Consider the following 18775-nt stretch of genomic DNA (forward strand, 5'->3'; position numbering starts at 1 on the left):
CGGGCCGCCCGGGGACCTTGTGCCCTGACCGCCGCGCCGGCACGGGACGACGCTGGGGGCACATCGACACGTGCAGAGGTGGAGACGGTCATGGCCGATCACATGAGCCCGCTGAATGCGGTATTCCTGGATCTCGAAGACGAGGAACCCGAGGTGTCCCTGGCGACCGCATCGATTGTCGTCTTCGAAGGACCTGCGCCCGCCACGGAGAAGTTCCTCACGGCCATGGGAACCAGGCTTCGGCTGATGCCGCGCTATCACCAGAAGGCTCGCCAGGTGCCGCTCGACCTCGGCTCGCCGGTCTGGGCGGACGACCCCGCGTTCGATCTGACCTATCACGTCCGGCGGGTGGCCCTTGCCCCACCGGGGGACGACCCGGTGCTCCACGAGCGGATCGGCGACATCATGTCGCAGCGACTCGATCGAGCCCGGCCCTTGTGGGAGTACTGGGTGATCGAAGGCTTGTCCGGCGGCCGGTGGGCGCTGTTGTCGAAGGTACACCCTTGCCTGGCCGACGGAGTGTCCGGCACGCACCCCAACCAGGCGATCTTCGACAGGTCGCCCGCAGGCGGGGTGGAGCCACCGCAGGACGTGCGGCCTCCGGACCCCGAGCCGTCCACTCTGATCCTGGCCGCCGGCGCGCTGCGCGACCTGCTCCTCAATCCGGTCGAACAGGCGCGCATGATCGGCAGGGCGCTGGCCGCACCACGCGCCACCATCCGGCGCGTCGCGGAAACCGCGCGTGGTCTGATCGCTCTGACCGGCGCGCTGCGGCCCGCGAACGCCTCCACCCTGACCGGCCCGATCAGTGCGTACCGGCGTTACGCCGTGGCCCGCGCGTCGCTGACCGACGTCAAGAAGATCGCCCAACGGGCGGACACCACCTTCGACGACGTGGCACTGTCCGCGATCAGCGGCGGTTTCCGCCACCTGCTGCTCCAGCGCGGTGAGGAGCCGCACGCGCGCGCGGTGCGTTCGCTGGTCCCGGTCTCGGGACGTGCCCGCGGGGAGGAGGGCGGGCGCGCGAACCGGGTTTCGCTGATGCCGGCGTTCCTGCCGGTGCACGTGGCCGATCCCGTCAAGCGGCTGCGCGTCGTGCATGAGCACCTCGTCGAGTTGAAGGCGAGCGGACAGGCCCAGGTCGCGGAGGCGATGGCCGCACTGGCCGGGCACGAGCCGTTCCCGCCCATCTCCTGGGGGTTGCGGCTGGCCGCGCACCTGCCGCAGCGCCACATCGTCACGGTCACCACCAACGTGCCCGGGCCGCCCGAGCCGCTGTACCTGCTCGGCCGGCGGGTGCTGGAGATCCTCCCGTACGTCCCGATCGCCTTGCGGCTGCGTACCGGCGTGTCGATCTGCACGTACGGTGATCAGGTCGCTTTCGGCGTCACCGGCGACTACGACGGGGCGCCCGAGGTCGAGCCGCTCGCCCGCACCATCGAGAACGAACTCCAAGCGCTGAGCCTCGCTTACCGCCCAAACCCCGCCCTGCCGGCGGTCACACCGCTGCGTCCCAAGGGTGCCCGGCCGCGAAGGGTGGCCAAGCGTCCATCGACCGGCACGAAGGCGAAGGCGGCGGACCGCCGGCCGAGGTAGCCGGAAGGAGAGATCCATGTTCGACCTCGGTCGCCGAGAGCCGCAACGCCGGTAAGCTGATCTGGGGCACAGTGGCGGTGTCGCGCTCGCCGTGGACGACGTAGGCGACCAGCCGATTACGGGTCCTGGGCATGGTCGGCAGGACGACGTGCCGGCGCGGTTCATCTCGGTGGGAGTCGCGGTCTCAGATTGGCGGTGGGGATCACCACGACCGGGCACCAGGCTTCGAGCAGTGCGGTCTGGGTGACCGGTCCCAGCAGAAGGCAGCTGGGTGACTCGTTCCCCCGGTTGCCGAGCACGAGGAGCGTCGCATCTTTGGCTGAGTCGATCAGTGCGCGCTGGGGCCGCTCGATCACGAATTCCGTCGTGACCGGTACGTCGGGATGTCTGCGCGCCAGTTGGGATGCGACTTCATGGAAGCGAGCCTCGGCTCCCCTGCGCAGCGCGTGCGAATCCACCGACCACGACCCGGATCTCCTGGCTGCCCGGTGATGGGAGGGGCCGGAGCCAGGTTCCGGGCACGGCGGACACCATCGTCCACCACGCCGCCGGCGACCTGCTCGATCTGCGCCAAAACTTCCGGCGCGACAGGCCTGAGGGCGTATGGCCAGTGCCAGACATGGCAGACCAGTAGGGGGAGCCTCCGCAGCCGCGCCTCTTCGACTGCCCAGCGCAGTGCCTGCCCGCTCTCAGGCGAATCGTCGTAGCCGACCAGAATAGGCCGACCGGCATATCGATCGCTCACTGCCACCCTCCGGAGGAGGAATTCTCTGGCTTTGCCGCATAAGCTTTCCCCCAGCCGGTGAGATGAGACCCAATGGCGATGAAACTCCTGGCCTCATCTCGCTTGCTGTAGACCGTCTTGGACGCGCTCTTGACCTGGTCCGCAGTTCGTGAATCGGAATTCTCGGAACAGGACTCAGCATTCGAATATTCATCTTTAATATTCGTTACCCTTCCGCCGGATCTCACCAGGCAGGTACGGCACGAGCCGACCGAAGTCAGACGATCATCGTGGCACAACGTGGGCAACTCGATGCCTGCCGCGCGCACGACATCGAGCACCGAGGCGTCATCCGCCATCTGGGCGGTCACACCTTCGACCTGAACCCTCACCGCCCCCACCCCCCGAGCCGTTCGCCGTAGGCGCGGGCGAGGCAGCGTACCGCTGCTGGTACGCGCCGCCCGAAGGCACACAGGCTGGCCTCACCCATGACCCGGCGCAGCCTCGCGGCCCGCCCAGACGTCCGCCCGCAAGGGGGCGGGACCGCCGTTAGCGCCGGTGACGGCCGGGCTCACCATGTGCGGCTCGGCACGGCCAAATCCGCGAGTTCGGTAATGTCGTGCTGCGTGACGAGGGCCAGCCTCTCGGCGAGATCCGCCAGGGCGCGTGAGGTCGCCAGCTCGTCGCCGATCTCGGGCTCGGCGGGCTCGGCCGGGTCGCGGGTCACGCGCGGGATTGATCACTGTGGCCGGGCTGGTGGGCATGGGCGGGGGCGCCTGGTGGGAGGGGCTGTGGCGGGCGGGAGCGGTGCAGGATCCGATCAAGCCGGACGGCGGCGTAGCCGAGGGTGGACAGCGCGGTGACGATCAGCAGGTCGCCCAGGGGCAGTGGTTCGGTGCCGAGCAGTTCGCGTAGCGGCGGCATGTACAGTCCGGCGAGCTGCAGGGCGAACGCGCCGGCGACGGCGAGTAGCAGCATGGGGTTGGCCGACGTGCCGGGCCTGGTGCGGGAGCCGAGCGCGACGCCGAGTTGGGTGGCGCCGAGGGCGAAGAAGGCCATGCTCTGCCACGGTCGTCCCGTCTGGTGGGCCCAGAGGGCGACGCCCAGGGTGACGGCGGTCAGGACGACGGCGATCCGGATCACGCGCTGCCACAGCCCGGCGCCCAGGATGCTCTGGGAGGGCGGCCGTGGTGGGGTGGTCATGGCGCCGGGCACGGCCGGTTCGCCGCCGAGGGCCACGCCCGGCAGTCCATGGGTGAGCAGGTTGATCCACAGGATCTGGGCGGGAAGCAGGGGGAGCGCGAGGCCGGCGAAGGGCCCGAGCAGCATCACCGCGATCTCGGCGGCGCCGCCCGAGAGGCCGTAGACCAGGAACCGGCGGATGTTGGCGTAGACGCGGCGGCCCTCCTCGACAGCCGCGACGACGGTGTCCAGGTTGTCGTCGGCGAGTACGAGGTCGGCGGCTTGGCGGGCGACTTCGGTGCCGCGTCTGCCCATGGCCACGCCGATGTCGGCGCGTCGTAGCGCCGGTCCGTCGTTGACGCCGTCGCCCGTCATGGCGAGGGTCTCGCCGCGTTCTCGCAGTTCCTGGATGATCTCGAGCTTCTGCTCCGGGGTGGCCCGGGCATACACTCCGGCCCCGGCCTGATCGAAGGGGTCTCGGCAGTCCACGACCGGGTCGCCGGCGGTGATGATGCCCAGCTCGGTGGCGACGGCGCGAGCGGTTCCGGGGTGATCGCCGGTGATGAGGAGTGGTCTGATGCCGGCCTGTTTGCAGGCGGCGATCGCGGCGGAGGCCGCAGGACGCGGTGGATCCAGGATCGCGACCAGTCCGAGCAGCGACAAGCCGCTCTCCCGCGCTGTTTCCGGGACGGTGTCCAGGTCGGTGCTCGCCACCGCCAGGACCCGGTATCCGGCCTGGGCGAGTTGCTCGGCTCGTTCGGCCGCGCGGGCCAGCAGCGCCGGGTCGTCGATCAGGACAGGGGGGTGGAGCAGCGCTTCGGGTGCTCCCTTGCAGATCACCCGGCCGCCGCCGCCGGGTAGGCGGTGCCCGGTGGTCATCCGCTTGCGTTCGCTGTCGAAGGGGCGCTCGGCGACGCGTGGGAAGCGGCCCTGCAGTTCCTTGCGGTCCAGGCCGAGCTTGGCGGCGGCGGTGAGCAGGGCCGCCTCGGTCGGGTCGCCCAGCGCCGTCCACTCCTCGCCGGCCTCCCGCGGCGGCGCCAACCGCGCGTCATTGCACAGGACGGCCGCCGTCAGCAGGTCGGTGAGGCCCGCTCCGCCGAGCGGGCCGTCGGCTACGACCTCGCCGTCGGGTGCGTATCCGGAGCCGGTGATCGTGGCCTCCCCTGTGGGGGTCCAGAGGTGCCGGGTGACCATCCGGCCCTCGGTGAGAGTCCCGGTCTTGTCGGTGGCGAGCACCGTTACGGAGCCCAGCGTTTCCACGGCGGACAGCCTGCGTACGAGCGCGTCGCGCGCGGCCATCCGGCGAGCTCCCAAGGCCAGGCTCAAGGTCACGACGGCGGGCAGCGACTCGGGCACGGCCGCGACCACCAGGCTGATCGCGGTCACCACCATCAGCTCGACCGGTTGCCCACGGACCAGCCCCAGGGCCAGCACCACCGCGGACAGCGACACTGTGACGCCGGCCAGCAGGCGGCCCACTCCCATGAGCCGCTGTTGCAACGGCGTCAGGCTGGCTCCCTTGACCATCATGGACGCGATACGGCCGCTCGCGCTGGCCGCCCCGACGGCCGTGACCACCGCCCGGCCACGCCCTCTCACCACGACGGTGCCCGAGGAGAGCGGATCGCCGCCGGCCTTGTCCACCGGCGCCGACTCGCCGGTCAAGGACGACTCGTCGATGAGCAACGCCGCCGACTCCACCACTCTGGCGTCGGCCACGATGATGTCGCCTTCGGCCAGCACCAGCAGATCTTCCACGACGACCTCGGCTGCCGGAACCTGCGCCTGGGATCCGTCGCGGACCACGCGGGCCACCGGGGCCGTGAGCTGTGACAACGCCGTGATGGCCCGGTCGGCGCGCACCTCCTGCGCGACCCCGACGGAGGTGTTGACCACGACCACGAGCAGGATGACGGCGGTGTCGGGCCAGTCGCCCGTGACGATGGTCAACGCCGCCGCCACGAGCAGGACGACGATCAGCGGATCGCGAAGCTGGGTGAGCACCCGCCGCCACAGCGGAACGGGCGGCTTCTGCGGGAGCAGGTTGGCCCCGTCCCGCTCCAGACGCACGGCCGCCTCCGCGGCGGACAACCCAGCGGGCGCGGGAATCACCATGTCTTCCTCTCTGACCTGCTGTCTTCGGGTCGGCCGCATCGGGGGCGCCGCATCATTTCCCTATCTGTTGTCGCACGGGATGAGCAGTCGAACCAGAAGCGAAGGTCCCATCCGGCCAGGGCCGAATGGCAGGCATCTCGTACCCCGTCTTCATCTGATCTAGCAGTGCGTGAGGTGAAAGGGCAGGTCAGGACTGCGGTCGACGGTGTGTGGCGATCGCAGGTGGAGCGGCGGCGTGACGGGACAGATGCCGAGGGGCCGTGGACAAGGATCTGGTCGCCGCGCACCTCGCTGGACGTGTCGGCCGGGGGGCCGAAGATCAACATTGTCAGCGCATTCAGCCGCGCAACGGAACGTCCCGCGGTTCGGGGCACGCCTGCCTCTCCTGTGCCGCCGCATGGCCGTGTGCACCCGCGTTAGCCGCAGCCTTCATGCTCGATCTGCACGCCGCCTGATGAACATCGACGTTGGGAAGGTGCCCACATGCGTGCAGGTAACGCACCGTGGCGGCCTGGGCGTGAGCTTCGACGAGATTGGTGTCACTGGTGCCCTTTTCGACAGGCACCTCAGGACAGACTTCTGAGGGCCGAAGGTCCCCCGCTGTGGAGACTTCTGGCCCTGCTGGATACCGACCAGACCCTGCAGAAATGGAGGCGAGTGATTACCACCGTCTTGTACTCGGAGAAGAGGAGAACGCCATGAAGGCCGCAGTGGGTGATCGGCTGATCGTGGAGGCCACGCGCGGCACCAGCACCCGCCCCGAAGGATTCATCATGAAGGTGAACCACCTGGACGGCTCCCCGCCCTACCTGGTCCGCTGGCTGACACCGAACGCGAGACCCTCGTCTTCCCCGGCCGCGACGCACGAGTGGTCCAAGCCGCGCGATGACCAGTGCCGGTGAGCCGTTGGATGCGGCGCTGCTGCGGCCAGGGAGGTTCGACCGGCAGGTCACCGTGCCGCTGCCGAACCAGAGCGAGCGCGACGGCCGGCATACTGAGTGAAGGCCAGGCGCTCGATCAGGTCGTCCGCGGAAAGGGGCGGCCGACGTAGCCGGGTGATGACCCGCAGGTCTCCCGTACGGTCGGCTCGGGGTAGGTGACGGGCGCCTCGACCAGCTAACCGACCTTGGCCCGTTGAGGCCGAGCAGGGCGTAGATCCGTCCCGGCTGCTGTCTCGCTGCTGTCTCGGAGGAGAGCTTCACGAACGATCCCAGATGACAGGCAGTTCCAGGACGTCGTCTTCCTGCCAGGTGAGAGCTCTCTGGACGTCGACGATCCCGTCCAACCCTTCGGCCGTGCGGACGGCGGTGGCCGCCTCGCTGCGCTTGCCCGTGTGGCCGGACAGCGTGACGATGCCGTTGTGGACCTCCACGATGATCCCGTCGCGGTCGTTCCACCGGGCAGGCGATGGGATGCCTTCGACGACGCGCCGCCTGATCTCGTCATCGTCGCGCAGGTACATCCTGAGCAGGTCCCGTCTGCTGACGATGCCTTGCAGCCTTCCCTCGGCATCGACCACGATCAGCCGCTTGACGCCGCACTCGTCCATGATGCGGGCGGCCTTGGAGGTCGAGGCGGATGCGGTGACGGTCACTGCGGGCGTGGTCATCAGGTCGGCTGCGGTATCCCCTGCGGCCTTCCTTCTCCCATTCTCCACCTGACCGGTCATCCGCCGGCGCATCCGGGCGTACAGCGGCGGCTGGTAGCTTTCGCCGTAGTACTGCTCCCGGAACTCCTCCTTGCGCATCAGGTCTCCTTCGGACACCACGCCAAGGACCTGCTCATCGCCGTCCACCACGGGCACGGCGCTTATGCCCTTCGCCACCAAAACCTCGGCGACGTCCTTGAACAAGGTGTCCGCCATGACCGAGGTGACCTGGGTGGTCATGACATCCCTCACTGTGATCCGCATCGTGGACCCTCCTTCCGATCCTCCCTTCCATGAGATCGCCATCCGCGGGCGCCATCGTAGGGGCGAAAGCCCCTGGCCCTGCCTGCTTTGGAAATGCCGAAAGTCCCACGTCGGCGCACGGCCGGCGCCTCTGCTGCCGGTCAACCCACGAGGCCGAGGGAGGGACGCGGCTGCGCCGGCGAATCCCTCTGTGAGGTTGGGCCCATCAGAGCATGCCCAAGGTCCCTAGACCGCGGATGCGGCTCCGGAAACCATCGGAGGGGAGTGTCGCCCGGCTCTTGCGACCCGCGGGGGATGCCACCGCCAATGGCCGTTTCACGCGGTGCAGGCGGACAGGTAGAGGAGGGTTCGATGAGGGAGAGGAAACGCCGGGACGTGATGCCGGCCCAAGCCGATATGGACCGCGCCGGCGCCGGCGACCTGTTCAACCTCGCAGTGACGTCGGTCCCGTTCCTGTGCAGGTCGGCGCGTGCCTGATCCTCGATACCGGACCCCGCTTCGACCTGAAGCGGGCGCGGCGGCTCATCGCCGAGCGCGTCGGTACGGTGCCGCGGCTGCGGCAACGGCTGGGCCCCGGCGCGATCTTCCTGCACTGCCTGCCCGCCCACCGCGGCGAGGAGGTCACGGCGGAGGTGATCGACGGCCCCGCGTCCCAGGTGTTCCACCAGGCGGCCAACCGGCTGCCCACGGCGCAGGCCGTACTCGAAGCACTGCTCAAGCGCGACCTGGCAGGGGAGTTGTGAGGATCGTCATCGCGCTCGGCGGGAACGCGCTGCTGCACCGCGGCGAACGCGCCGACGCCGCGACGCAGATCCGCAACGTCGCGACCGCCGCCGAGCAGATAGCGCGCGTGGCCGAGCGCCACCAGGTCGTCATCGTGCACGGCAACGGCCCCAGGTGGGGCTGCTGGCCGAGGAGAGCGAGCGCGACCCCACGCTGGAGCGCGGCTACCCCCTGGACACCCTGGTGGCAGAGACGCAGGGCATGATCGGCTACTGGCTGGCGCGCAGCGTCGGCCGCCGCCTGCCCGACACCCAGGTGGCCGCGCTCATCACCCAGGTACGCGTGGACGCCGCCGATCGCTCCTCGCCGAGCAGGTCGGGGCCGACCTGCTGGCCGTTCTCACCGACGTGCCCTGCGTGTACGCCGAGTACGGAACGCCCCGCGAGCATCCCATCGTGCACGCCACGCCTGACGAGCTGGACGCCGGATCGTTCGCGGCCGGATCCATGCGGCCGAAGATCAAAGCTGTCTGCGCGTTCAGCAGCGCCACCGGACGACCCTCGGCCATCGGCGCCCTCGACGAACTGGAGGCGGTCGTGACCGGCGCCCGCGGCACTCGAATCCAGCCAGCACCTGCTCAATTCCACACCGGAGGCCCGAAATCCCCTGAAGACGAGGGACGCCCCGAGCGACACGGCCCGTCCGGGAGACGGTGAAAGGAGGGCGGTCAAGCGGAGGACACGAGGAGGGGTCGAACTAGGCGTGGGGGGCTGCGACGCGCTCTGCTCGGATCCGTCAGCCAGGCCATGGGGCGCCACGCTCCCTGCCCCGTCGCGGTGATGCACGAACCGTCGAGGTGACCCGGTGCGGGGCTCGCCAGGTTCATGGCCGAGCAGAGCGCCGCACCGCGACCTTCGACACCTGCGCGCGCCGGACCGTCAGGCGTCCTCCTCATCCCACAGCAACTCGTCTCGCACGTCTACGACGCCATTGACTCGGGCCGCGCGACGGTTGATGAGCGAAACGTCGGTGCGGTGCCTGTGCGTCCGTCCAGTGCAATGACGCCATCCTTCACCGCCACCTCGACATGAGAGGTGTCCACCCAGGCCAAGTGGTCGAGCTCCTCCCGAATCTCGTCGGCGATGTCCTCGTCCGGGCGGAGGAACACCTTGACCAGGTCGTGCTGGCTGACGACGCCGACCAGGCACCCCCGGTCATCGACGACGGGCAGGCACACGACGCCATACTCGTCCATCAGTCGCATCGCGTACACGATGGCGTGCTGCGGCCGGATGGTGATCGCCGGTGCGGTCATCAGCTCGGCCGTGGTGCCCGCGCCGATCTTCTGCATGGTCCGCCTGCCGCCCGGAGACAGACGCCGCCGGAGGCGGGGCCGGATCGGCGGTGGGTAGCTCTCTCGGGAGTACTGCTCCTTGAACTCCTCCTTGGGCAGCAGATCCGCCTCGGACACGATTCCGATCTCCCATGACAGCGGGAGAACTTCGGCCGGACGAGTGCCGTTGGTCCTGACTGCGAGGGCCGGACGATCAGTACGCGGGAAAGGACCTGGTGGAACAGTGAGACTGGTCCCGGTCGGGGCGATGTGGTGCTCGCGGACGATGGCCGCCATCCTCCGGCCTCGTGATGGATGGTCTCGGCGTTGCGCAGATCGGCTCGGAGCGAACGCGATCGCTGTGCTTGCCCGATGTCGACGGTCATGGAGTCGGCGCCGGCTGTCTGCGCTCGGGGGTGGGGGCCGCGGCCAGGCGGACACCGATGAGGATCGGCGTGGTGCCGGAGAGCAGGAGGACCACTGCGGCGATGAACAGCCCTGCCGTGAGCCCGGCCAGCCAGGGCAGGGTGGCGGCCAGCTTGAGATCGGCGGCTACCGGGGAGGTGCCGTCTGCGTTCATGATCACGACGGTCCAGTCGCCCGGCTGGACGTCCCACTCCAGGTTCCCGGAGCCGCTGGCCGCCCAGAAGGTCTTCGAGCCGGGCAAGGTGTCCGGTCTGCCGCCGGGGTGGTGCTGGTAGCCGATGTCGTCGCCGGTGCCGCGGGTGATCTGGTCGTGGGCCACACCGTTCAGGTAGGAGTCGGCGTCGGCTCGGCGGGCGATGCCCACGAATAGCGGCGTGCTGGTGCCGGTGGCCTCGACGCGGACCCGGCCCACCAGGTCACGCAGGAAGTCCACCCCCAGGCCGCTGACGGCGATCTGCTCCGTGGTCAACGCGTACGTCGCGGTCGTGACCCGTCCGGCGTTCGTGGCGACGAAGCCATCGCTGCTGCGAGCTCGGTCCAGGAGACCTGAAGCGGTGCCCGCCGCGGCGGTGCCGATCGCGCCGAAGGCCAGCAGGGCGCCCATGGTGATGGCCACGATCGAGCCGGCGCCGTGCCGTACGGGAATGTGGGCGGCCGGAGCCGGGGATTCGAGGCTGGGCAGTTCGTGGCCGCCCTGCTCCAGGCGGAACGGCGGGTAGGCATCGGTCATGAGGCAGGCGTAGGCGGCCACGCGCAGTGCCCACCGGTTCAGGCCGAGTACGAGGTCGAAGATGCCGTGCGGGTAGCGGCCGGTGAACAGCAGGAAGGCGGCGGCGATGAGGACGAGCAGCCCGATCAGGCCGCCCCAGTCCAGGGTGTAGAGCACGCCGTCGGCGTCGGGTAGGCCGCTCCGCCAGGAGATGACGCTGCCGCTGGTGAACAGTCCCACGATCAGGTACTGCGGGATGGCCAGCAGCCACCATTTGATCAGCACCAGCCCCCGCGAGAGCCGCTCGGGGTAGTCGATCTCCAGCGTGGCCGGGTAGTCCGGGGCCGGGCCGAGGGTGAAGGGCGGGTAGCGGTCGGTGCCTAAGGCGCCGTAGCTGTAGTAGGCCACCCGCCAGGTCCAGCGCAGCACACCCAGGTTGAAGTCGAACAGCGCCCGCGGATAGCGGCCGGTGAACAGGATCGCGAAGAACGCGATCACCGTGAGGACACCGAAGGCGATCCACAGGAAGCCGAGCACGATGTAGTGGGGAATCGCCAGGAACCACTTGACGATCCACAGGCCCCGGTTGAGCGGTTCTTCCAACCTGGCCTCGACACGCACGGGATAAGGGTTCATCCATCCAGCCCATCATCCGGCGCACCAAGTGGCAGGTGCCGAAAGTCCTCAGTATGAGCGCTGTTGGACCTCTGTCGCGGCGGCTCACCGAGTCCGTGCCCTGCCCGCGACTTGCGCCAGATCCGCTGCCGCACGCCGTGCAGGACGTGGGGCTAGGTCACCCTGACGCACCTTGGCGGGCAGGAACTCGGGCCGGGCCTCGCTCCATCCTCGCCTCCCGGCCGGAAAGGCCGAAAGCCTCCTAGAACAGGGACTTTCGCCGCTGTCGACGGGTGCGTTCCGTTGCGACCCTGACCTTGAGCGGAGGCTTCGCTCAAGGAGGAAGGCACTCAAGGAGGAATGACATGGGAGTCATGAATTCCCCCGCCGGCCCTTGGAACGGATGGGGCCACATGTGGGGCAGTGGATCGGGATGGATGTGGGGCGGCTTCATGATGCTGTTCTGGATCGGCCTCATCGCTCTGGTGGTGTGGCTGGTCGCGCGGGCGTTCACAGGCCAGGACCTCAGATCGTCGCTTGAACGCTCTGGTCTCGAGCGGGCGCATGAGGTGCTCGCCGAGCGGTACGCCAGCGGCGAGATCTCCACCGATGAATACCGGGACAGGCTCGATCATCTCGACCATACGGGATAGCCCGGCAAGGACGTGGACGTGATCGTCCGGGTTTCCGCCTCAGGAGACGCGTGGAACTGGTCATCGACGCCACCGGTCGCTTCCGGACCAGGGATGCGCTGGCCGGCCATCTGAAGGCGGGTGCCCGCAGGGTGCTGTTATCGGCTCCCGGCAAGGGCCTGGACGTCACCATCGTGCCCGGCGTCAACGACGCCGCCTACGACCCGGCCCGGCACGAGATCGTCTCACTGGCCTCGTGCACCACCAACTGCGTCGCTCCCATGGTCAAGGTGCTTCACCAGAGCTTCGGCCTGGTGCGCGGGTTCATGACCACCATCCACGCCTACACCGGTGACCAGATGCTGCTGGACGGGCCGCACAAGGACCCGCGCAGAGCGCGTTCGGCCGCGGTGAACATCGTGCCGACCACCACCGGCGCGGCCCGCATGGTCGGCCAGGTGCTGCCCGAGCTGGACGGCAGGCTGGACGGCATCGCCATCAGGGTGCCCGTCGAAGACGGCTCGATCACCGACCTGAGCGCCCAGCTCTCCCGACCGGTCACCGCGCAGGAGGTCAACGACGCCTTCGCCACCGCTGCCGCGGGTGAGCTGCACGGCATCCTGCGCTACAGCACCGATCCGCTCGTCTCCCGCGACATCGTCGGTGACGCCGCCTCGTGCGTGTTCGATTCCGGGCTCACCCAGGCAGGCGGCGATCTGGTCAAGGTGTTCGGCTGGTACGACAACGAGTGGGGTTACGCCAACCGGCTGGTCGAAATGGCTCAGCGAATGGCATGACGCGCGGAAGCGCCTTCTGGTTCGGGATCTTCGTCCCTTCGGCTCACCGGCCGTGGATGCGGCGGCCGGTGATCTGGTGCGGGACGATACGGATGTAGAGCTGCCGGTCGCCACCGGCCCACGGGGTGATGTCGGAATCGGTGACCTTGGCCAGCTCATCCGGCGGCACGTGGTGGGCAGGGCCCTGAATGAGGACGCTCCATCCCTCACGCTGGGCCTCGTCCAACCTGTCGACCTCGAAACCGATTTTGATCTCTACGCCTTCCAGACCGGTGCGCAGGTCCTGGTCCATCGGGCCGCCCGGCGCGGTGCGGAACACGATGGCGCCGTCGTGGAGCTTGTAGTTGACGGGCAGAATCGTCGGCCCGTGCGAGCCGTTGAACGCCACTCGGCCGACCCCGCCGGGCGCGATCAGGCGCAGGCATTCCGCGGGATCAAGCACTTCCAGGGCCGGGTCGGCCGAGGCGGAGCCGCCACCCGGCGGACGATCTTGACCGCCACCCAGCAGGTCTTGAACGGTGGTCTCCAGCGCGGCGGCCAGGCGCGCCAGTGCTTCGATGTTCGGGGGGCTCAGGTGCCCTTCGAGGTACTGGACGTACCCGGTGGACATCTCCGCGCGGTCGGCGACCTGCTCGTGGGTGAGGCCCAGCCGCTCGCGATGGTGAATCATGCGACGTCCGAAGTCGCCGGTGCCTGTCATGAACGTCTCCTTGTCATCAGCGGTGAAGGTGCGGCTGGTGCCGCGTGGCAGGGTGACGCCGTCGACACGTGTTCTGTCGTGATCAACGTCGATGACCAGTTGATGACCGCGGTAGCAGATCGGCATGGACAGTGAGCCGAGCCGGTCGGGCAGGAGCGGGTTGAGGTGCAGGCCGTCGCGCCGCAGCTCCAGGCCCAGGTAGCAGTGCTGCAACATATCCAGCGTGCCGGCCATGGCGCCAAGGTGGATGCCCTCCGCGGTGGTGCCGTGCTGGACGTCGTTGATGTCGCTGAACAGCGCTTCGGTGAAGAACTGCCAGGAGCGGGCCCGGTCGGAGCGGGAGAGCACCCAGGCGTGTACGACGGCGCTGAGGGTGGAGCCGTGGCTGGTGCGGGCCAGGTAGTAGCCGATGGTACGAGGGATCAAGTCCGGCGTGGCCGGGTAGCCGAGCCGGTCCAGGATCGCCAGTAACTCCTCGGCGCTCAGCAGGTAGCACAGCATCAGCGTGTCCGCCTGCTTGGCCGCCCTGTAGCGGTTGACGTCGTCGCCGTCGGCTTCGAGCGCGCGGTCCAGGCGGCGCACGCCGCGGTAGCGGGCCCAGTCCAGCTCTAAGAGGTCCGCGTACCCGGTGAACTGGCTGATCACGCCGTCGTGGAAGTCGACACGCATGCGCCGGGTGATGTCGTCCCAGCGCGCCGACTCCCCAGGATCGGCTTTCCCGGTGTCGAGCGCGCGTGAGAGCAGCCACACGGTCATGATGTTGGTGTAGGCGTTGTTGGCCAGGCCGCGGGAGCCGGTCCCTGGGTAGGCAGTATGGTATTCGTCGGGTCCCATGACGCCGTGGATCTCGTACCGTCCCGATGTGGGGTTGAGCACGGCTAGTGAGGCGAAGAACCTGGCGATGTCGATGAGCAGTTCCGCGCACCACGGAGGCATCGTGCCGGTGGCCAGGTGGTACTGCCACACGTTGTAGGCGATGGCCAGGCCGATGTGCCGCTGCAGGTGGGACACGTCGGGCAGCCAGCGGCCGGAGGCAGGGTTGAGGTGGAGCGTCTGGGTCTCTTCACGCCCGTCGCTGCCGCTCTGCCAGGGGAACATCGCGCCGTCATACCCCGCGTCGCGGGCCGCCGCCCTGGCTTCGGGCAGCCGCCGCCACCGGTAGCGGAGCAGGCCGACTGAGATTTCAGGGAAGCGCAGGTTCAGCCAGGGCAGGACGAACAGCTCGTCCCAGAACACGTGCCCGCGATAGGCCTCGCCGTGCAGGCCCCGGGCGGGCACACCGACATCGAGGTCGGCGGTGTGCGGAGAAAGCGTCTGCAACAGGTGGAAGATGTGCAGGTGGACGATCTGCGCCAGTTCCGGGCCGTCCACATCCAGCCGGGCGTCCTGCCACAGGCGTTCCCATGCCGCCACGTGCCGGGCGAGCAGCTCGTCGAAACGCGGTGCCAGCCGTAATCGGCGCAGGGCCGCAGAGCGGGCGTCGTGGATGGCGGGATCGCGTGAGGTCAGCAGCGCCACGACCTTGGTCACCGTCGCGGGCACGCCCTCGACGACGTCGAGTACGTGCTCGGCGGCGATCCGGTCAGGCGAGCTGGTCACCTCGGGTGCCGCCGGCGCGTCCAAACGCGCGGCGAGCGCGACCGCGATCCGGGAGGAGCGGGTGACCGTGGTGAGCCAGGTCAGCTCGTCTTGCGTGCCGGTCGCGTGGCCGGTCAGATGATCGCCGCGCAGGTCACGATAGCGGGCCACGCCGCTGTTGGTCACCCGGCCGTCCAGCTCCGCGCGCACGCGCAGCGGGCCGGACCAGTTCTCCGCGGTGAAGGTGGTGTCGAGTGCGGCCAGGTACGGGTCGGCCATGGACACCAGACGGCGTTGCCGTACCAGGGTGACGCGGCCTGCCTCGTCACGCCAGCGTAACTCGCGCCGCAGCACCCCCTGCCGGAGGTCGAGCTCCTGGCGGTAGTTCAGCAGGTCGGCCCGCTCCGGGCGGAACCACGCTGAACCGGGGGTGGCGAACGTCAGTGGCAGCCAGTCGGGCAGGTTGACCAAGTCCTCATTGGTGACCGTGCGGCCCGCGACCGTGGAGGCCAGTCGGTCGTAGCAGCCCGCGGCATAGGTGCCGGGCGTGCGCACCTCGCCGTCAGGCGTCGCGCCGCGCGTGGCGAACCGGCCATTGCCCAGCGTGCACAGAGCCTCGCGTAACCCCTCCGAAGCCAGGTCGAACCCCTCGTAGACGAGCGTCCAGGGATTCATCGCCGTATGACAGGGACGCGGCCGGTGATGGCCAGTTCGGCCAGGTCCGTCACGACGACGTCCGCTCCGGCGCGGCGCATCGCGGCTCTTCCCGAGCCCGTCCGGTCCACCCCGACGACCAGGGCGAAGGCGCCTCTGCGCCCCGCCTCGACACCGGGCAGCGCGTCCTCCACGATCGCCACCTCGTCCGCCGGAAGCTCCAAGCGCTGGGCGGCCTCCAGGAACAACGCCGGGTCGGGCTTGCCGGGCAAGCCCAGCCGGGCGGCCTCGGCGCCGTCGACCAGCACGTCGAACAGGTGCGTCAGCCCCGCAGCCGAAATCACCGCGCGGCAGTTCCTGCTCGCCGACACCACGGCGGTACGGCAACCGCGCCGCCGCAGCTCGTGCAGCAGATCGACGGTTGAGCCGAAGGCGGCCACCCCATGCTCGGTGATCTCCTGGACGAACAGTGCGTCCTTGGCCAGCCCGAGCCCGTGCACGGTCGGCGCGCCCGGCTCGTCCTGTGGCCCGCCTTCGGGCAGGCAGACGCCGCGGGAGGCCAGGAACGTGCGGACCCCGTCCAGACGCGACCGCCCATCGACGTAGCGCAGGTAGTCGGCGCGGATGTCGAACGGGGTGGAACGGTCGCGCAGGAAGACGTCGAACACGTGCTTCCACGCCGCCGCGTGCACACGGGCGGTGTCGGTGACCACACCGTCGGTGTCGAAGACCACGCCACGGAGCCGTGTCAGATCGATGGCTGCCATGCCCATCACGCTACGCACCCGTCACTGGGGCAAACAGGGTCCTTCGGCTCTTGCCTGACGGACTTCCGGCCCTGCAACGATGCGCCGTGAGCGAGTCCGATGGAGAGATGACGAAGGAGGACGGATCATGATCATTGTAGGGGTGGACGGCTCGACGACCGCGCGGGCCGCGGTGGAGTGGGCGGTCAACGACGCTCTGCGGATGGGGGAGCCGCTGCGGATCGTGCACGCCGTGGACCGCTCGCCGTACCAGATCGGCAAGTTCCCCGATGCCGCGCTGCCTGACACGCTGCTGCGCGAGGGGCATCGGATCCTGCGCGAGGCGCTGGCTCTGGCTCACGAGCGCCAGCCCGACGTCGAGGTCACGACGCGGGACATTGAGGGCGCGCCGGCCGAGGTGCTGCGCGAGCAGGCCAAGGAGGCGACTGAGATCGTGCTCGGCAGCCGCGGGCTCGGCGGGTTCGCCGGCGCGCTGCTGGGCTCGGTCAGCACACACGTGGCCGGCCACGTTCACGGCCCCGTCGTGGTCGTACGCGGCGACCACCAGCCGGTGCGCGGGGAGGTCGTGGTCGGCGTGGACGACTCGCCCGAATGCGAGCCCGCGCTGGCCTACGCCTTCCGGCAGGCTCAGCTGCGGGGAGCCGTGCTGAGGGTGGTGCACGCCTGGCAGCCGGTGCACGCGTTCGCATCCGGGGTGCCGTACGACATGGACGAGGTTCGCATCGCGCAGCACCAGGTCGTCCGCGACCGGGTGGGAACGTTCAAGAAGCACTACCCGCAGGTGACGGTCGTCGAAGACGTCCAGCCGGCGCAGCCGGTGGAGGCCCTCACCGATGCCTCCGCCCGAGCCGATCTGCTGGTGGTGGGCTCGCACGGTCACGGCGCGGCGGGCGCGCTGCTGCTCGGCTCGGTCAGCCGCGGCGTCCTGCACCACGCCCGCTGCCCGGTGGCGGTGGTACGCGCATAGGGGCCCTCTCTGTCGACGGGGAAGACGTCCCGTGGCCCGTGCTCCACGTCTAGCAGGGACCAAGGGCTCTGCGGCGAAGGACGTTCGCCCATGCCGCCCGTGGTCGCCCAAAGCGCATCGTTGCGAGAGAGATGAGGAGGCCACCATGTCCATCAAGGTCAGGGACGTCATGAGGAACGTCGGCATCGCGGTTCGCGAGGACGCGTCGTTCGCCGAAATCGTGCGCACGATGCGCCGGTACACCCTCGGGGCGATCAGTGTGATCGATGCCGGTGGCCGGCCTGTGGGGGTCGTCTCCGAAGACGATCTGTTGCTCAAGGAACTGGACCCGGTACGACACAGCGCCCCGATCTTCGGCAGGCGCAAGCGGCGCGAGGAGCAGGAGAAGGCGGCCGCGGTCACCGCGTCGGCGCTCATGACCACGCCCGCGATCACGGTGACTCCGGGAACCCCGGTTCGCGACGCGGCGCGGCTGATGCACGAGAAGCGGATCAAGCAGCTGCCGGTGATCGATGCGGCCACCGGGCGCATCATCGGCATTCTGCACCGGTCAGACCTGCTGCGTGTCTTCGGTCGTTCCACGGGCGAGTTGGAGAGGGAGATCAGGGCCGTGATCGGTGACCTGACGTCGGTGTCGGTAGGCATCTCTGGTGGTGTGGTGCGGCTCAGCGGCCGGGTGGCGCGCGGCTCCGAGGCCATCCGGTTGGTGGAGGAGATCCGCCGGGTGGAGGGCGTGATCGACGTCGTCTCCGAGCTGACCTACGACAGGGCCGACCGGATCGTCGTCCCGCCGCTGCTGTAGGGGCCGACATGGAAGCCACCTGGCGGGCTGGTGCCGTCTGGTGGATCCGCAAGGCCATCCGACAAGGGCTGGAGCAGGCCCCCACGCTGCGGTTGCCGATCGGACGCGGACCGGCTCGCCAAGGTCGCCCGTGCGGAGATGAAGATCACGCATCGGCTCGGCCGCACGCCCACGGAACGCGAACTGGCCGAGGAGACGGGACACGAGCCGGCGAAGCTTCTCACCTCGCTCATCGACGTAAGGAGCTGTGGTGGCTGGGCATCTTCGTCCAGCCGATCGGACCCATCGCTTACCTGATGTGCGGGCGGCGGTCCCGGTGCGGGCGCTAGGCCGGCTGCAGACCCGGCTGGTCACCCGATCGTCGCATGGGTACTGCGTACCCCGTTGCACGACCTGCTGTCGCGATGGGTAGTGCTCGCGGAGATCACCGGCCGCAGGAGTGGCGCGAGGTTGTCCGTGCCGGTCCAGTACAGCCAGGAGGGGGACACGCTCACGGTGATCAGCCACGGCTCCCGACTGTGGTGGCGCAATCTTGAGGGTGGC

The 18775-nt window shown here is 69.3% G+C and carries 20 protein-coding genes and 2 pseudogenes; 11 read left to right on the forward strand and 11 right to left on the reverse strand.

Annotation, left to right across the window (positions count from 1 at the left end):
- The first annotated feature begins 90 nt into the window (after nucleotides 1-90).
- Nucleotides 91-1596: a wax ester/triacylglycerol synthase family O-acyltransferase gene (locus ACGFJ2_RS47300; protein WP_393479810.1), complete on the forward strand. Its 1506-nt coding sequence runs from the start codon at nucleotides 91-93 to the stop codon at nucleotides 1594-1596.
- Between the two features lie 161 nt (nucleotides 1597-1757).
- Here ACGFJ2_RS47300 and ACGFJ2_RS47305 read toward each other — a convergent pair whose 3' ends face one another.
- From ACGFJ2_RS47305 to ACGFJ2_RS47325, 5 genes are all read right to left on the reverse strand, one after another.
- Nucleotides 1758-2054: a universal stress protein gene (locus ACGFJ2_RS47305; RefSeq protein ID WP_393479812.1), complete on the reverse strand. Its 297-nt coding sequence runs from the start codon at nucleotides 2052-2054 to the stop codon at nucleotides 1758-1760.
- Entirely contained in the window at nucleotides 1949-2347 is a 399-nt protein-coding gene (locus tag ACGFJ2_RS47310; RefSeq protein WP_393479815.1) for a universal stress protein, read from the reverse strand. Before ACGFJ2_RS47310 ends, ACGFJ2_RS47305 begins: the two co-directional genes overlap by 106 nt.
- Nucleotides 2338-2712 (reverse strand): 2Fe-2S iron-sulfur cluster-binding protein, encoded by a 375-nt coding sequence (locus ACGFJ2_RS47315; RefSeq protein ID WP_357952166.1) that lies wholly within the window; start codon nucleotides 2710-2712, stop codon nucleotides 2338-2340. Before ACGFJ2_RS47315 ends, ACGFJ2_RS47310 begins: the two co-directional genes overlap by 10 nt.
- Nucleotides 2713-2891: 179 nt before the next feature.
- The gene (locus ACGFJ2_RS47320) at nucleotides 2892-3047 is read right to left on the reverse strand and encodes a dsRBD fold-containing protein (protein WP_357952167.1); all 156 of its coding nucleotides are present in this window, start codon (nucleotides 3045-3047) and stop codon (nucleotides 2892-2894) included.
- Entirely contained in the window at nucleotides 3044-5617 is a 2574-nt protein-coding gene (locus tag ACGFJ2_RS47325) for a cation-translocating P-type ATPase (protein ID WP_393479818.1), read from the reverse strand. The genes ACGFJ2_RS47320 and ACGFJ2_RS47325 overlap by 4 nt, the downstream gene beginning before the upstream one ends.
- Nucleotides 5618-6315: 698 nt before the next feature.
- Here ACGFJ2_RS47325 and ACGFJ2_RS47330 point away from each other — a divergent pair.
- Complete coding sequence (locus ACGFJ2_RS47330; RefSeq protein ID WP_225302609.1) at nucleotides 6316-6519, forward strand: DUF1918 domain-containing protein; 204 nt, start codon at nucleotides 6316-6318, stop codon at nucleotides 6517-6519.
- A 296-nt stretch (nucleotides 6520-6815) separates the two neighbouring features.
- Here the strand turns inward: ACGFJ2_RS47330 and ACGFJ2_RS47335 are convergent, their stop codons facing one another.
- Nucleotides 6816-7529 carry a CBS domain-containing protein gene (locus tag ACGFJ2_RS47335; RefSeq protein WP_357952169.1) on the reverse strand — a complete coding sequence of 238 codons (714 nt, stop codon included), beginning with the start codon at nucleotides 7527-7529 and terminating at the stop codon, nucleotides 6816-6818.
- A gap of 455 nt (nucleotides 7530-7984) precedes the next feature.
- Between ACGFJ2_RS47335 and ACGFJ2_RS47340 the strand changes: the two genes are divergently transcribed.
- Together ACGFJ2_RS47340 and ACGFJ2_RS47345 are read left to right on the forward strand one after the other, a co-directional pair.
- Entirely contained in the window at nucleotides 7985-8272 is a 288-nt protein-coding gene (locus ACGFJ2_RS47340; RefSeq protein WP_357952171.1) for a hypothetical protein, read from the forward strand.
- Nucleotides 8269-8517: a hypothetical protein gene (locus tag ACGFJ2_RS47345; protein WP_393479822.1), complete on the forward strand. Its 249-nt coding sequence runs from the start codon at nucleotides 8269-8271 to the stop codon at nucleotides 8515-8517. The genes ACGFJ2_RS47340 and ACGFJ2_RS47345 overlap by 4 nt, the downstream gene beginning before the upstream one ends.
- Nucleotides 8518-8521: 4 nt before the next feature.
- Here the strand turns inward: ACGFJ2_RS47345 and ACGFJ2_RS47350 are convergent, their stop codons facing one another.
- Nucleotides 8522-8713, reverse strand: coding sequence for a hypothetical protein (locus tag ACGFJ2_RS47350; protein WP_393479917.1), 192 nt, complete (start codon nucleotides 8711-8713; stop codon nucleotides 8522-8524).
- Here ACGFJ2_RS47350 and ACGFJ2_RS47355 point away from each other — a divergent pair.
- Nucleotides 8669-8968, forward strand: coding sequence for a hypothetical protein (locus ACGFJ2_RS47355; RefSeq protein WP_393479825.1), 300 nt, complete (start codon nucleotides 8669-8671; stop codon nucleotides 8966-8968). The genes ACGFJ2_RS47350 and ACGFJ2_RS47355 overlap by 45 nt on opposite strands.
- A 45-nt stretch (nucleotides 8969-9013) precedes the next feature.
- A pseudogene (locus ACGFJ2_RS47360) lies at nucleotides 9014-9112 on the forward strand (universal stress protein); the annotation flags it as partial.
- A gap of 119 nt (nucleotides 9113-9231) precedes the next feature.
- On the opposite strand, the gene ACGFJ2_RS47365 reads toward ACGFJ2_RS47360, so the two are convergent.
- Both ACGFJ2_RS47365 and ACGFJ2_RS47370 read right to left on the reverse strand, forming a co-directional pair.
- On the reverse strand, nucleotides 9232-9723 hold the full coding sequence (locus ACGFJ2_RS47365) for a CBS domain-containing protein (protein ID WP_393479828.1): 492 nt from the start codon (nucleotides 9721-9723) through the stop codon (nucleotides 9232-9234).
- 244 nt (nucleotides 9724-9967) lie between these two features.
- Nucleotides 9968-11356 carry a DUF4389 domain-containing protein gene (locus ACGFJ2_RS47370; RefSeq protein ID WP_393479831.1) on the reverse strand — a complete coding sequence of 463 codons (1389 nt, stop codon included), beginning with the start codon at nucleotides 11354-11356 and terminating at the stop codon, nucleotides 9968-9970.
- Nucleotides 11357-11772: 416 nt separating this feature from the next.
- On the opposite strand from ACGFJ2_RS47370, the gene ACGFJ2_RS47375 reads away from it, so the two are divergent.
- Together ACGFJ2_RS47375 and ACGFJ2_RS47380 are read left to right on the forward strand one after the other, a co-directional pair.
- Complete coding sequence (locus ACGFJ2_RS47375; RefSeq protein ID WP_358199146.1) at nucleotides 11773-11988, forward strand: SHOCT domain-containing protein; 216 nt, start codon at nucleotides 11773-11775, stop codon at nucleotides 11986-11988.
- A 50-nt stretch (nucleotides 11989-12038) separates the two neighbouring features.
- Nucleotides 12039-12764: pseudogene (locus ACGFJ2_RS47380) on the forward strand (type I glyceraldehyde-3-phosphate dehydrogenase); the annotation flags it as partial.
- A 43-nt stretch (nucleotides 12765-12807) separates the two neighbouring features.
- On the opposite strand, the gene ACGFJ2_RS47385 reads toward ACGFJ2_RS47380, so the two are convergent.
- Both ACGFJ2_RS47385 and ACGFJ2_RS47390 read right to left on the reverse strand, forming a co-directional pair.
- A complete protein-coding gene (locus ACGFJ2_RS47385) occupies nucleotides 12808-15717 on the reverse strand; it encodes a pyridoxamine 5'-phosphate oxidase family protein (RefSeq protein ID WP_393479834.1) in 2910 nt (969 codons plus the stop codon).
- A complete protein-coding gene (locus ACGFJ2_RS47390; RefSeq protein ID WP_225302617.1) occupies nucleotides 15714-16463 on the reverse strand; it encodes an HAD family phosphatase in 750 nt (249 codons plus the stop codon). The genes ACGFJ2_RS47385 and ACGFJ2_RS47390 overlap by 4 nt, the downstream gene beginning before the upstream one ends.
- 127 nt (nucleotides 16464-16590) lie before the next feature.
- On the opposite strand from ACGFJ2_RS47390, the gene ACGFJ2_RS47395 reads away from it, so the two are divergent.
- The 3 genes from ACGFJ2_RS47395 (at nucleotide 16591) to ACGFJ2_RS47405 (ending at nucleotide 18529) form a co-directional block, all read left to right on the forward strand.
- On the forward strand, nucleotides 16591-17430 hold the full coding sequence (locus ACGFJ2_RS47395; protein ID WP_393479837.1) for a universal stress protein: 840 nt from the start codon (nucleotides 16591-16593) through the stop codon (nucleotides 17428-17430).
- Nucleotides 17431-17575: 145 nt separating this feature from the next.
- Nucleotides 17576-18232, forward strand: coding sequence for a CBS domain-containing protein (locus tag ACGFJ2_RS47400; protein WP_357952180.1), 657 nt, complete (start codon nucleotides 17576-17578; stop codon nucleotides 18230-18232).
- A 30-nt stretch (nucleotides 18233-18262) separates the two neighbouring features.
- On the forward strand, nucleotides 18263-18529 hold the full coding sequence (locus tag ACGFJ2_RS47405; protein WP_393479840.1) for a sigma-70 domain-containing protein: 267 nt from the start codon (nucleotides 18263-18265) through the stop codon (nucleotides 18527-18529).
- The last annotated feature ends 246 nt before the right edge of the window (nucleotides 18530-18775 follow it).

The organism is Nonomuraea sp. NPDC049028, from assembly GCF_043197735.1.
GTDB lineage: Bacteria > Actinomycetota > Actinomycetes > Streptosporangiales > Streptosporangiaceae > Nonomuraea.